Source organism: Paenibacillus sp. MMO-58, from assembly GCF_037146255.1.
GTDB lineage: Bacteria > Bacillota > Bacilli > Paenibacillales > Paenibacillaceae > Pristimantibacillus.
The window spans coordinates 287,398-301,327 of sequence record NZ_JBBCVY010000007.1 but is presented as its reverse complement, the minus strand read 5'-3'; the positions used below and the strand labels follow the sequence as shown (position 1 = coordinate 301,327).

Sequence of the window (13,930 nt, the reverse complement as noted above, 5' to 3'; positions counted from 1 at the left end):
TACTTAAACCTTCGTGTACTGCTTAATCAGTGTCGCAAGCTCGCTCCAATGCTCGCAGTTCTCCCAATGGAAGGAGGCCGGCAGCTCGGCTATCTCTTCCCACGAACGCTTCGCCAGGTAAGGCTTCAGCATTTGTTCTACGCAGATGGCCTGCATGATCGTTCTCATCCGGAATTGAAGCGGGTAGCGCTCTTCCGCGGTAATTGGCTTGAAATAAGTTGCCGCCATGTAGTCGACAAGCGCCTCGCCTTTTTCCTGCTCCTTGTGCTGGTTCCAGACCTGCTTGATCTCGTCGGTTAGTTGTCTCCAAGGCGTACCTGCCTTCGGATAAACAATGCCCATCGTGGCGGCATCCTTGTACGTCCAGAGTGCCCACGATACATCATGCTCTTCGCATAGATCGAGCATATCTTCGATAATCGTCATCTGGAAGTTGATCTGCTCCTGCTCGAATACCAGGCCAAGCTCGCCGCACCAGACCGGACGCTTGTATTTCTCGCGGATGCTCACCAGCTTGCCGAACGCCTCGGCGAAAATCTCTTTCCGGCGCGCACGGTCCATCTCCGGCGTAAGAACAGCCGGCTCGTCCACAAACGGGTAGAAGTGGAACTCGTACGCCACTTGCGGGTCGTCGATCGGATCAATCATCGTAAAGTCGGTCGTAAACTTGTTGCCTTCGATAAAGATGATATGATGTTCGTCGTATTGGCGGATCTCCGCGATGATCTTCTCATAGAACTCGTTAAACACCTTCGCGTTTGTCACTTGCGACGGTTCGTTGACGATATCGTAAGCGGCAATCCAAGGCTGCTCCTTGTAATATTGGGCGATATGGCCCCACAGCTTGATGACCGTATCGCGCAGCGCGGCGTATTCCCAGAACAGCGGCAGGCCGGAATTCGTATCGCAATGCCAGTCCGGATTTTGTCCGCCCGGTACGGAGTGGAGGTCGAGAATCGCGTAGATCTCGTACTTCTCGCAGAGATTCACGATATGATCGAGATAGGCAAAGCCTTCTTTTTTGTAGACGCCGGGGTTCTGGTCATCGATAAAATATTTATAATTGAACGGGATGCGCAGATGGTTCACGCCAATGCTTTTCAGAAACTCGAAGTCCTTCTCGTCCACAAACTCCAGCAGGAAGCGGTCGAAAAATTTGGCTGCGCGTTCCTCGCCGTACACCTCGCCGAATGCTTTCTTGATCATCGTGTCTGTGCCGGGAAGGCCAATCATGAAATGCTCAAGATTCATCCAGGAGCCAAGGCCAAAGCCCCGGAAGAAGATTTTTTCCCCGTTCACGACAAAATCCTCGCCGCGCACTTGCACAAAGTTGTTCAGGTTTGTTGTCATTTATATAACCTCGTCTCTTAGATTAGTTTTTCATGCCGGTCGTAGCCACGCTTTGAATAAAGAACCGTTCCCCAATCAGGAACACGATAACCATCGGAATCGTTGCGAACACCGTGCCGGCCATCAGCAGGCCGTAATCCATCGTGTGCTCGGTCTGGAAGGCCTTCAGCCCAAGCTGAAGCGTCTTCAGCATATCGTCGTTTAAGTAAATAAGCGGTGCCAGATAATCGTTCCACATAAAGGTAAAGGTGAAGATGGCGAAGGTAGACAAGCTTGGCGCGGACAGCGGCATGACGATCTTCCAGAAAATCTTCCACTCGTTTAAGCCGTCCACCCGGGCTGCTTCGTTCAGTTCGTTCGGCAGGCTGAGGAAAAATTGACGCATCAGGAAAATGCCAAAGCCGCTGAATAATTGAATAAGAACATAACCGGTATGCGTGTTGTACAAGCCCAGCTTGCTGATAATCGTGAACTGCGGAACCATGATCGAATGCCAAGGCATCATCAGGTTCGTCATGAACAGGATAAAGATCGTTTGCTTGAACGGCACCTTTAGCTTCGCGAAGGCATAAGCCGCCATCGAGCAGATCACAACCTGCAGGATCGTAATGAGGACCGATAATTTAAGAGTGTTCAGGAAGTAGCGGCCAAACGGGATCGCCGTCCATACCTCCTGATAATTGTTCAGATACAGCTTGCTGGGGATCCAGTTCATCGGGTTGTTGAACAGATCCACGTCCGTTCGAAGGGAGGTCGAAATCATCCATAAGAACGGAAACAGCGTAGCGATCGAAAAGGCGGTTAACACGATGAGTAAGAAATAACTGCCGAACTTACCCCATTTCGACGTAGGGACATCCATTATGAGCACCTCGCTTCCATCTTAGTAAGTCACCCATTTTTTCTCGAGCCTGAATTGAATAAGGGAAATAATCATGATAATCAGGAACAGCACGGTCGACATCGCCGCGGAATAACCCATCCGGTAGTTGACGAACGCTTCCTGGTAAATGCGGAATACAAGCACGTTCGTGGAACGGCCCGGTCCGCCGTCCGTCATGACCGATACCAGGTCAAACACCTGGAAGGAGTTAATAATCGTTAGAATGAGAACCATAAATAGGGTAGGCGAGAGCGACGGCAGCGTAATGTACAGAAACTGCTTAAAGCGGTTCGCTCCGTCCAGTCTGGCCGATTCGTACAGATGGGTCGGAATGCCCTGAATGCCAGCCAGCAAAATAATCATGTAGTAGCCGAAGCTTTTCCATACGGCAACCACGACAATGGCGAGCAGCGCCCACTTCGAGGACATCAGCCACTGCGGCGGATTGGCAATGCCTATTGCTTCAAGCATATGGTTGATTGGCCCGGACATCGGGTTGAACAGCAATGCCCAGACGATCGCGATCGATACCATCGACGTGATTTGCGGAAAATAAAAGGCCATGCGCAAATATTTGCGCAGATGAAGGACCGAGTTCAGGGCGATAGCCGCAAGCAAAGCGAGCAGCATCGTTAACGGAACGAACAGAACGGTGTAGAGGAGATTATTTTTGAGGGATACGATAAAATAATCATCCTTGAACAGCTTTAGATAGTTGTCAAAGCCGATATAGTTGGCCTTTACGTTAAAGCCGCCGTAATCGGTAAAGCTCATGACAAAGCCGTAAACGAGCGGGATTAAAATAAAGACGGCAAACAGCGCAAAAGCCGGTAGGATAAACAGCGTCCCTGTCAGATACGGCTTGAACTGAGGCAGTCGTCTGCTGGTCATGGAAGAACCTCCTTGCTGGTTATTAAAGCCAATTCGTGCCTTGAAATAAGATCGGCTTCCGTCACGAAGAAGCGGAAGCCGATAATTGCTTAGCTAGATAACGTGTTGCGTGTTACTTGTTGAGAACGGACTTGCGGGCATTCAAGTAGTTCTGAATGGCTTTCTTCGAATCGATCTCCTGGAACAGGAACAGGTCGCGCTGCTCGTTGTATACCCGGTTGATCTCGTCGATTTGAGCGATAGGCTGATTCTCGATGACGGTATTGGCTTCGAAGAAGTAGCCGCTGCCTTGAATGCCGGTTGCGCCAAGGAACGCGTCCTTGGTTTTGTCGCTGGAGTAAGCCGGCAGGACGCTCGACTGCGCGATGATGGACTCGCCTTGCTCGCCGGTCAGGAACTTGACGAATTCGAACGCGGCGTCGGCATTTTTGCTTGCCGGGTTAATGCCGATGAAGGTGCTCACGCCGCCTACGGTAACCGGATCGGTTGTTCCTTCCGGAAGAGGCAGTGGTGCCATGTCAAAGTTGATGTTGGTTTTGCCGCTTTCGATATCGGCCTTCAGCATGTTGACGGTCCATTCGCCGTTGACCAGCATCGCGACGTTGCCGCTCTCGAACTGCTTGATCCAGTCGACACTTTCGCCGTTCATTTGCTTATAGCTCATATGGGATTGATCCTTGTAATACAAGCGGTCGAGGAAGTCCAGCCAGCTGCCCACGTCGTCCAGGCTGTCGTCGAGAATGGTTGTCCCTTTCTGGAGAGCGCCAAGCGGTGCCGTAAGCCAATCCGCGAAATAACCGCCCCATTGCTTGCCGGCTCCGTCGCCTTTGGTCAGCTGCTTCGCCAGATCCGCGTACTCGTCCCAAGTCATTTGGGTCGGATAAGGGATGCCCTCTTTATCAAAGATGGCTTTGTTGTAGAATAAGGCGTATTCGGAAGTCCGGTAAGGAAGAGCGTAATATTTGCCGTCTGTCAGCAGCTCGACAATGTCCTGATAGCTGGGGCCGTAAGCGCCAACGTCGAGGTTTGCCGATTTGATCCGGTCGGTCAGGTCGACCAGCTGGTTTTTGGAAGAGTAGAGACCAAGGCTGGATGTACCGTTAATGCTGTACAGGTCCATTTTGGAGCCGCCGGTCAGGTTGTTCATGATTTTCGTGTTGTACTCATCCGCATTGTTGCTGATCGTGTTCATCTTCACTTGAATGCCGCTGTTCTGCGCGTTGAAGGTATCGACAACCTTCTGCATGTAATCCGCTTCGTCCGTCCAAGTGTAATATTCCAAAACCGTCTTGCCGCCGCCGGCACCATTGTTTTGCGTAGTTGTATCGTTCGAGCCGCATCCGGCAGCGGTAACGCCAAGAGCGGCAATAAGGGCCAAGCTGAAGTAGCTGCGAGTTTTCATCGTGATGTTCCCTCCTAAGCTTTGTAGTCCTTTTATAGTAAATCTGCCCGGCCAATCCGGTAAGGTTGAAGTTTTATCATCGCCTGAAACAGGAGGAAGAAGCCGATTCCGCATCATTTACTGGGGATAGGCGGGAGGATAGAGAGGAATGGTTGTATAAAACTTCAACCTCTACAGCAGCGCAAAGATCAAATAAAATAGATTTTATTTGGTTGATTTGGTTCGAAAGGATGGCTTCCATGTTTATCTTCTTAGTGTTTGTCTTGTTTATTGCCATCGCGGTATTCTGCCTGACCCAGCAAAAATATACGAAAGCCACGTTGTTCATGCTGCTGATGGGCTTGTCCTATCTGATTGTCGTGACCTGCATTATTACTTACATGAGCAAGGACGCTTATTATTACAACAGTATGGATAAGTATTTCGGCATCAAAAAAGGACTGCAAAACCAGCTGCTGTTCCTGCCGATTTCCAGGCTGGCGCTTATCCGGATTTTTCACCTGTTTACGCTAATGTTCCTGTATACCGGGCTTCTCTCGGCGTTGTATTTCGCCTATGACCTGAGCGTTAAACGCAGCCGCTGGCTGCTTGCTCTCGTCGCGCTGCCTTGCGTCCTGCAGGCGGTTATCTATGATCCAGTGTTCTACGAGCATCTGTACTATAAGCTTTATCCGGACTATATGTCCGCGCAGCGGATTCAATCGCTCTATGAAACGATGCATAAGGCAACTCTTTCGTTGAATACCTCGTATATTGCGGCGGGCATTCTTTTACTGCTCTATGCTTTGTATAATGCCCCGAAAGTACGCCTCATACGAAGCAACATCCTGATGATTATTATCTCGTATGTATCGGTTCATATAACGTACTTATACATGAACTATTGGGCTCCCAACATTCTGGTGCAGGTGTCGAAGGCGGCGCATTTTGTCCGGTACAAGCCGATTAATCTGGTAGGCAACCCTTCCATCTATTCGCTGCTGCCGTATGTTTCGGGGTTATGCTTGTTTATCAGCTTGTACAGCATCTACATGTACGCGCGGATCCAGAACAAGATTAATAATCAGGAGACGATTATCTCGCGCAATATTGATTCGGCTCTGTTAACTTCCCGCGTATTCAGCCACTATATGAAGAACGAGCTGTTAGCGATTAAGGCGCAGACGGAATACCTGGAGAGCTTGTGCGAAGAGCAGCCGGAGCTGGTGGAGGAGCTGCAGGTCATTGAACAGCGGTGCAATAAGGTCTATACTCGCCTTGATGCCATTCATCAGAAAAATCTGAAGTCCAGAATCGAGCTGGAGCCCGTATTGTTGTTCGACTTGCTCGATAAGCTGCTGAACGAAATGAGCGCGGAGCTGAAGTCGGTAGGGATTCAATACGCACGATCCCAGCGGCAGCTGATGATTATGGCCGATCCTTATTATTTCTCCCAAGCGATAGAGAATATCGTAACCAACGCGGCGGAAGCGCTGGAATTCGTGCCGGAGAAATCCCGGCAGATCGATATTCAGGTTAATGTGAAAAACAAATGGGTAGAGCTGGTTATCCAGGATAACGGACCCGGCATTTCGGAAGAAAACCTGGCGAATATTTTTCAGCCTTTCTATTCGTCCAAGCCTACGGCCAACAACTGGGGAATGGGGCTGTCGATCTGCCATACGATTATTACGGCCCATGCGGGCAAGATCAGCGTCGAAAGCAGGGTCGGAAGCGGCACGGCGTTTCATATTGTGATACCTTTACTTTCATTGGACAAGCAGGAGAGGAGATGAAGCAGCATGAGCACGCCAATTAAAGTACTGATTGTGGAAGACGATCCCTTGATTTGTAAGCGATATCAGATGATCCTGTCCAAAGACGAGGAGATAGAATTTGTCGGCAGGGCGGCTAGCGGCTATGAAGGAACGATGCTGGCTGCGCTCAATAAGCCGGATGTGATCCTGATGGATATCGAGCTGGAGGATAAACAGGCGGGGCTTCGGGCGATGTCCGAGATTCTGAACTATATGCCGGATATCAAGATTGTGATGCTGACCGTATGCGAAACGGATGAGACGGTATTCCGTGCTTTTGAGCTTGGGGCAACCAACTATTTGTTGAAAAATATGCCGGCGGAATCGATTATCGAGGCGGTGAAGGATGCCTATTATGACCGGCCGTCCTTGCATTCCAATATTGCCGGCAAGATTACGAAGGAATTCAAGCGGATCAAGACGACGGAAGACAGTCTGCTGCATAACTTTTATATTTTTACCCAGCTGACGCCAACCGAGCTGGAGGTGCTGGAGCTTCTGATGAAGGACTACACCCGCCAGGAAATATGCAAGCTGCGCCATGTGGAGCCATCGACCTTGAAGTCGCAGATCAACAGCATACTGAAAAAGTTTAACAAGAGCAGCGTACTGGAGATTGTGGAGCTTCTGCGGGAGCTTCATATTCCGGAGATTTTGTCGCAGCGCAAGGCGAAGAACTAGAAAAAGGCTGTCCCAAGTCCACTTTGATGGAGACTTTGGGACAGCCTTATTATTTTTCACCGTGATTCATTCCAGTAAAAAGGTCTAGAATAAGCCGCTATTACACCAATTACATTAATTATGCTGCAGAGAATCCAATGTAGATTGAGATGCCGGTAAAAAATGCTCCGCTACGCTGTACGAGATCCAATATAGTTCAATAAACGAATTTCCTTTGTACCAGATAGCTGAAGGCGAACAAGAAGACCTCCGTCATCAGCTTGGCAATAAACAGCGGGATGCCTATGCTCTCGTGGAACAGATATAGGAGAGCGTAGTTGGTTATCAAAATGACGACTACAAGAGAGAAATACCGGGGAAGCGACTTTTGAACCGATATCCCTTGTCCATCGTTGAACACATAGCGGCGGTTCATCGTAAAGTTGAAGATCGAGCTGATCACCCTAGCCCCGATGACGGATGCGAGAAGGCTTCCCGTCATCCATTGCAGGAGGAACAGCAGCACGAAATCGACAACCGCCGAGAAGCCCGATGAGGTGACGAACTTCAGGAACGGGAAATAGATTTTGGCCGAATCCGCAAGCGGACGGAAGTGGGAGGACTTGTTGTTCTCCAGATAGACCGTTTCGATCGGCACCTCTACAAAATCATAACCCGCCTTGGGGGCTTCCAGCAGCATATTCATCTCGTATTCGAACCGTTCGCCGGGCACTTTGCACAGCCAGTCCAGCATTTCGGAGGAGTAGCCGCGAAGGCCTGTCTGCGTATCTTGAATCGGCTTCCCTGTTGCCAGGGCGTAGACCATCCGCGTCGCCGAATTGCCAAAGCGGCTGCGGAGTGGCACTTTGCCGGTAAATTGCCGGCTTCCGAGTACGATATGATTGCGGTTTTTGCGCACGGCATCGGTAATTCTAAGGATATCCTCCGGCAGATGCTGCCCGTCGCTGTCGGCACAGATTACGCCGTCCGTGCCGCCGTTCTGCCGGACATAATCGAAGCCGGTCTTGAGTGCGCAGCCCTTGCCCTGGTTAACGGGATGCCGAAGCACCGTGCAGCCTGCCTCAGCGGCCGAATCGAAGATCGGCTTATATCGCTCTCCGCTCCCGTCATCGACAATCAGAATGGAGGCGCCTTCGGTCTCCTCTTTCAGATGATGAATAAGCGTGAGCAGTCTTTCGTCCGGCTCGTATGAGGGGATAAGTATAGTCATTGGTAATGGCCTCCATTCTTAAGATTGCGGAATATAGATAATGTCGCTTACGCCGCGTTCATTGCCCTTGCCGAGCGGGTTGTTCACGACGCGTCCCATGAAATACATCGTGGACGAGCCGCCGCCGTCTAGGTTGTAAGCTTCCGTCGCTCCAAGCTCCTTGAACAGGTCTGCGAATTCCGTCAGCGTCATGCCGCGGCTGTAGCCGTTGCTTCGGCCGTCGACAACAACAAACACGTAATGGTTCGCGGAGATCATCCCGATGCCGGTCCGCGGATTCGAGTTCTGAATCGAGCGGTTGCCGAAGTTTTTATCGATCTCCACATGGCTGAAGTCGCCGGCGACTTCGCCGTCTGTAACGAGCGCCGGGCCAAAGGAGAAGGCATTGGTTACCCCCTGCGCGAGCAGGTCATCGGTTGAGGTTTCTTCCTCGTCGTAAGACTTCATTGTGCCGTCGTTAAACAAGGCCAGGCCAATCCGTGCCGGTTCATCCCGGTAAACGGTGCCGTTGCGGATAACAACCCCGTTGCTGCGGAAGCCGTAGTAATCGCCGTTGATGGCAAACACGGCATTGTTGTTGGCAGCTATAGTCGAGGTGTTCTGGGTGATGTTGGTGCCGAAGGAATCCTTGGCAAAAGCGGCAAGCAGGTTCATTTTGCTGTTAAACATGACGTCGGCTACATAGTAAGTGATCATAGCCGAGCCGGAGCCGGTCTCCACCTTCTTGATGCTGATCGTCTCGTTGTCGTCCTTGTAATTCCAATCGTCGGATTCGGCATCCGAGGACGTCGTTGTGGAGGCGGTGGTGCCGCTGCTTGTGCCGGAGTCCGGGGTCGTGTTAGAGCTAGTTCCAGAGCCAGAGCCCGAGCTGGTACCGGTGCTGGTCCCCTGCGTGATGGATGTATTAGACGTTACCTTCACCTCGACATGCTCGATCAGATACCGGTCGGCAAGCTTGTACAGAATGGCTGCTACGATAATTAGAATAACCGCTATAGTGGTAAAAACTTTGGATTTGCGCGTGCGGAAAATAGTAATCAACTCCTTAATAGGCATCTTGCCTGTTCGTTATGGAGTTATCTTAGAGCGGGAACCTTTAGTCAAACTTAAATGGTGGAGGTGGGGATATGAGGAGGATTGGGCCGTCGGCGGGTGGGGAGCTGGGGTATCGCCTTCGGCGGCTGTTGCCGGCAGGAAATTTCGGTTGGAATCCGCTTGTTAGCGGATATTTCCCGCCGGCAAAGGCGAACGCTCCGCTCCTCAGGCGATACCCCAGCCCCTTTACTCTACCTGCTGACCAGTAATCCTGCCTCATATCTGTGTGGGAGGGCGGGGAGGGTAGCTGCAGGATTCTTGCGAACCCTGGAACGCCGCATATAAAAGGGCTGACGGCATCTAACGAAACGTCGTATCGCTATTTGGTGAAAAATAGGGGTTTTGCGGATCTAACGAAACGTCATATCGCTATTTGGCTAATTAGAGGCAAAAAGGCGGATCAAAGCAGGGAATAACGATATGTAGTTTCGTTAGAAATTTTGGCTGGCCCATTTGGGGCAAATAAGAATACGTAGTTTCGTTAGCGGTACGGACCAGCTCGCGAACAGGCATGGAGTATTGAAGAGTGCGACGAGATTACGGCAAGAGTAAGGGCAGAATGAGGGCAGGGACGGGAAGTGGAGGTTAGTTTTGAAAAATAAGCTGCAAAAGTGCAGGTTATTGAGGGGGAGTGGCGCCGTACGGTCATTCTGATGCAAAAGTGCAGGTAAATAGCTTGGTATAAGCCGAATTGGTGGGAAAAGAGTAACGGGCGAGGGGCTGCAGGTATATTGGCGGCGGAGCTGTCATACTGGTACGGAGTTTCTATCTAGATCTAATGGGCGAGCGGCTCCATGGTGTCAGTTACTGGCGGGTAGCCGAGGTTACTGGGCGGAAATGGTCTGAGGAGAGAAGGTAGTCTGCTGGGGCGATGAGAGAATTTTTAGGGGGAATAGGTGGAGGACTAGCTAATGGAGAGAAGTTGGCAAGGTTGCCATAGGAAACTTGAGGCCGATGATGACTTCTGCTCGTCGGGGCCGCCATACGCAAAAAAAATCGGCCGCGCAGGTTGAACCCTGCACGGCCGCTCCAATCTAGTGACGTTCAACCGGGAGCTGAACGGAGAACGAGGTAGTCTCGCCCGGCACGCTTTTAGCGTGGATTTTGCCTTTATGCTGCTCGACGATCGCTTTGGCGATGGCGAGGCCTAGGCCGTAGCCGCCGTGCTTGCGGGAGCGGGAGGCATCGGCGCGGTAAAAGCGGTCGAAGATTTTGCCCAGATGCTCGGGCGGGATCCCGTCACCGGAGTTGGTGACGTTAAGCACCACTTCGCTGCCGTGCTTTTTCAGCGTAAGGTCGATCTTGCCCTTAGTATTGGTATACTTGATGGCGTTATCCAGCAGAATCAGCGCTACCTGCTTCATTTGCTCGACGTTGCCGTTAATGGACAGCTCCGGCGAGATATCGTAGCTGAGCGCAATGTCCTTCTCGAAGATGACCGCTTCGAGCGTCAGAATAACGCTCTCCACCGCCTCGCTTAAGTTGAACGGGGCGAAAATCACGTTTTCCCGCGCATCATCCATCTGGGTCAGATACAGCAGATCGCTTGTCAGCGTCCGCATGCGCTCCGTCTCCGACTTGATATGATGCAGCCACTTCTCCTGATTGCGGATGAGGTCATCGTTGTTGGACAGCAGCACATCCGCATTCGTATTAATAACGGCGAGCGGCGTCCGCAGCTCATGGGAAGCGTCCGCGATGAACCGCTTCTGCTTGTCGAAGGCTTCCTTAACGGGCGCAATCGAACGGTTCGCAAAGTAACGGCTCGTGAAATAGATGACGATGAGCATAATGAAGCCTACGGCAAGGAACGTATACAGAAGCGTCATCAGGAATTGATGCTGATTCGTGACATCCAGAAAGACGACCGAATAACCCTCCATAACCTGCTGCACGTCATAAGCCCAGCGGTTGCCGTCGAGATTAAACTCGCCTCGATTGGAATCGCCAGAAGAGGCGGCCTTGATGGCAAGCGCGTAGAAATCGCTGTCCATATCGAAGCGGGAGTCCGTCTTTGTAATATTCCAGTCCGCATCCGTCGTCAGCGCAAAAGATACCGAACGCTCCGGCGGCGGACCTGCCTTCATTTTGCCATCTGGAACCATCATATCCCCGCGTCCATGGCCACCTCCGCCACCGCTGTACTTGCCGCCTTCGGGACCTTCCTGCTTGCGGTAAAACTCCGATATTTGAATGAGATCCTCGTTCATGGTCTTGCGGTTGTTCTGATAGGTAATGGTATAGATCGAAGAAAAGGCCAGAATCATAATAAAACTGATGATCACCATATTGACGATCAAAAACCGGTTGCGCAGCCGATTAAACATCAGGAGGTCGCCTCCAGTACGTAACCAACGCCCCGTATGGTGTTAATTTTTACGGCGGCTTGCAGGAAGACAAGCTTCTTCCTTAAGAAAGAAATATAGACCTCCACGTTGTTGTGCTCCACGTCCGAATCAAACCCCCACAGCTTCTCAATAATCTGCTCCTTGGAAGTGACCGCGGTTTTCCTTACAATAAGAAGCTCCATCAATTCGCTTTCCTTCAGAATCAGCTTCAGCTCCTTCCCTTTGCACATCAGCTTCAGGTTGGAGGTGTTGAGCTCGATATCGCCGTACTTCAGGCCGTCCTCCGGAACAACCTCGCCTCTTCTCCGCAGTGCCGCCCTGATCCGCGCCAGCAGTTCTTCGGTCGAGAATGGCTTGGCTACGTAATCGTCCGCTCCGTAATCCAGCCCGGTAATCTTATCGTTTATTTCTCCCTTGGCGGTAAGCATGATAACCGGGGCTGCGACACCTTCCTCCCGAAGCTTCTTCAGTACCGTAATCCCGTCCATCTCCGGAAGCATGATATCCAGGAGCAGCAGATCATAGATGCCGCATAAGGCGTTATCCAATCCCGATTGACCGTCATGCGCGACGTCCACGGAGTAATTGTTCTTTTTCAAAATTTGAGATAAGGCGTCGGCCAGGTTGACCTCGTCTTCCACAATCAGTATGCGCATGAAGCATTCCTCTTTTCGTTAGTGCTGACTTTGTAAACCTATTATAGGTAGGCAACCTTTAATCAATCTTAACTTTGCGCAAGCCCCAATTACAGCCGAATTTACATTTACGAACATTTAAGATTCATTAAAGGTTGCCCTTCTAAGATACAGACATGAACAGGCGGCAAGCCAAATGGAAAGGAGCCTGAACCCATGGCTATTGAGGTGTTTAACCGTTATGAAAGCAAGTATTTGATGGACAGCCAATCCTTCCACGAGATTTATAACCGGCTGCTTAATTATATGGAGCTCGACGAATACAACAAGAACAATCCATTCTACTCCATAAGCAATCTGTATTTCGATACCGATCAGCATTCGATTATCCGAAACAGTCTGGCGAAGCCGAAGTACAGGGAAAAGCTCAGACTGAGGGCTTACGGGGTTCCGAAGCCGGACGCCAAAGTGTACTTAGAGCTCAAGAAGAAAGTGTTCGGCCTGGTGAACAAGCGTAGAACGGGATTATCGCTGGATGAAGCGTATGAATTCGTCCGCACGGGAGTTGAGCCTGAGCCGAAGCCTTATATGAACAAGCAGGTTATTCAGGAGATCAAATATTTTCTCGGGCGGTATGAGCTGCAGCCCAAGGTGTACCTGGCTTACGACCGGATTGCGATGTTTTGCAAAAACAACCGGGATCTGCGGATCACCTTCGATACGAATATCCGCTCAAGACGTTACGATCTGGAGCTGGAAGCCGGCGACCACGGGGAATTACTGATGGCTAAGGACCAATGGCTGATGGAAGTAAAAGCCGAGAAGACCGTACCGGTCTGGCTCGCACAACTGCTGTCCGAGCTTGGCATGTTCCGGACGGGCTTTTCGAAATACGGCAACGAATACCGAATGAATATCCGACACGAAGAACGAATAAAGGAGCGCCTTTTATTATGATCGATTCTCTCTTCTCCACAACGGCATCCGTGACTGAGCTAACCTTCGGCCAAGCTATGTTGACGCTGTTATTATCCTTTGCGCTTGGCGCAATGATCAGCTTTACCTATATGAAAACACAGTCCGTTTACACCCAGAATTTTGCCCTAACGATGATCGTCCTGCCGACCATTGTCGCGATTATTATCCTGCTGATCGGCAGCAATATAGCCCGCGCGTTCAGCTTGGCTGGCGCCTTTTCCATTATCCGGTTCCGAAGCGCGCCCGGCGATCCGAAGGATATCGCTTTTGTCCTGTTTACGATGGCTTCCGGTCTTGCCTGCGGCGTTGGGGCTTACGGCTATGCGGTGCTGTTCACGATTGTGCTGTGTCTCCTGATGTTCCTGCTGAAAGCGGTGAAGTTCGGTTCGAAGTCGTCTACGCAGAAGCTGCTTAAGGTAACGATTCCGGAAAATCTGGGCTACGAAGAGGCTTTTACCGAAGTCTTCAACATCTATAACGTGCAATACGAGCTGAAAAAAGTAAGAACAACCGAGCTTGGCAGCTTGTACGAGCTTGTCTATGCCGTCACGCTGGAGCCTTCCCTGAATCAGAAGGAGCTGCTGGACGCGATCCGCTGCCGGAATGGCAATCTCGATATTTCCTTAACGATGGCTCCCACGGGAGCAGAAGCTTAAACCCA

12 protein-coding genes are annotated in these 13,930 nt (G+C 50.9%); 4 read left to right on the top strand and 8 right to left on the bottom strand.

The features are described from left to right. Nucleotides 1–3: 3 nt before the first annotated feature. The 4 genes from WFJ73_RS21615 to WFJ73_RS21600 all read right to left on the bottom strand — a co-directional run bounded on the left by WFJ73_RS21615 (nt 4) and on the right by WFJ73_RS21600 (nt 4,526). Nucleotides 4–1,350: a glycoside hydrolase family 5 protein gene (locus WFJ73_RS21615; protein WP_336775016.1), complete on the bottom strand. Its 1,347-nt coding sequence runs from the start codon at nt 1,348–1,350 to the stop codon at nt 4–6. A 22-nt stretch (nt 1,351–1,372) separates the two neighbouring features. After that, complete coding sequence (locus WFJ73_RS21610) at nt 1,373–2,212, bottom strand: carbohydrate ABC transporter permease (RefSeq protein WP_336775015.1); 840 nt, start codon at nt 2,210–2,212, stop codon at nt 1,373–1,375. Between the two features lie 21 nt (nt 2,213–2,233). Then, entirely contained in the window at nt 2,234–3,124 is an 891-nt protein-coding gene (locus WFJ73_RS21605; protein ID WP_336775014.1) for a carbohydrate ABC transporter permease, read from the bottom strand. Nucleotides 3,125–3,236: 112 nt separating this feature from the next. Beyond that, the gene (locus WFJ73_RS21600; RefSeq protein WP_336775013.1) at nt 3,237–4,526 is read right to left on the bottom strand and encodes an ABC transporter substrate-binding protein; all 1,290 of its coding nucleotides are present in this window, start codon (nt 4,524–4,526) and stop codon (nt 3,237–3,239) included. 239 nt (nt 4,527–4,765) lie between these two features. Here WFJ73_RS21600 and WFJ73_RS21595 point away from each other — a divergent pair, with 239 nt between their 5' ends. Together WFJ73_RS21595 and WFJ73_RS21590 are read left to right on the top strand one after the other, a co-directional pair. After that, nucleotides 4,766–6,301, top strand: a complete 1,536-nt coding sequence (locus WFJ73_RS21595; protein WP_336775012.1) for a sensor histidine kinase — start codon at nt 4,766–4,768, stop codon at nt 6,299–6,301. A 6-nt stretch (nt 6,302–6,307) separates the two neighbouring features. Further along, nucleotides 6,308–7,003 carry a response regulator transcription factor gene (locus WFJ73_RS21590; RefSeq protein ID WP_336775011.1) on the top strand — a complete coding sequence of 232 codons (696 nt, stop codon included), beginning with the start codon at nt 6,308–6,310 and terminating at the stop codon, nt 7,001–7,003. 196 nt (nt 7,004–7,199) lie between these two features. On the opposite strand, the gene WFJ73_RS21585 is transcribed toward WFJ73_RS21590, so the two are convergent. From WFJ73_RS21585 to WFJ73_RS21570, 4 genes are all read right to left on the bottom strand, one after another. Further along, a complete protein-coding gene (locus WFJ73_RS21585) occupies nt 7,200–8,213 on the bottom strand; it encodes a bifunctional glycosyltransferase family 2/GtrA family protein (RefSeq protein ID WP_336775010.1) in 1,014 nt (337 codons plus the stop codon). Between the two features lie 18 nt (nt 8,214–8,231). Next, a complete protein-coding gene (locus WFJ73_RS21580; RefSeq protein ID WP_336775009.1) occupies nt 8,232–9,254 on the bottom strand; it encodes a phosphodiester glycosidase family protein in 1,023 nt (340 codons plus the stop codon). Nucleotides 9,255–10,342: 1,088 nt separating this feature from the next. Next, nucleotides 10,343–11,635: a sensor histidine kinase gene (locus tag WFJ73_RS21575; protein ID WP_336775008.1), complete on the bottom strand. Its 1,293-nt coding sequence runs from the start codon at nt 11,633–11,635 to the stop codon at nt 10,343–10,345. Beyond that, nucleotides 11,635–12,312 (bottom strand): response regulator transcription factor, encoded by a 678-nt coding sequence (locus WFJ73_RS21570; protein ID WP_336775007.1) that lies wholly within the window; start codon nt 12,310–12,312, stop codon nt 11,635–11,637. Before WFJ73_RS21570 ends, WFJ73_RS21575 begins: the two co-directional genes overlap by 1 nt. Before the next feature lie 195 nt (nt 12,313–12,507). Between WFJ73_RS21570 and WFJ73_RS21565 the strand changes: the two genes are divergently transcribed. Next, on the top strand, nt 12,508–13,248 hold the full coding sequence (locus tag WFJ73_RS21565; RefSeq protein WP_336775006.1) for a polyphosphate polymerase domain-containing protein: 741 nt from the start codon (nt 12,508–12,510) through the stop codon (nt 13,246–13,248). After that, entirely contained in the window at nt 13,245–13,925 is a 681-nt protein-coding gene (locus WFJ73_RS21560) for a DUF4956 domain-containing protein (protein ID WP_336775005.1), read from the top strand. The genes WFJ73_RS21565 and WFJ73_RS21560 overlap by 4 nt, the downstream gene beginning before the upstream one ends. Nucleotides 13,926–13,930 lie beyond the last annotated feature (5 nt).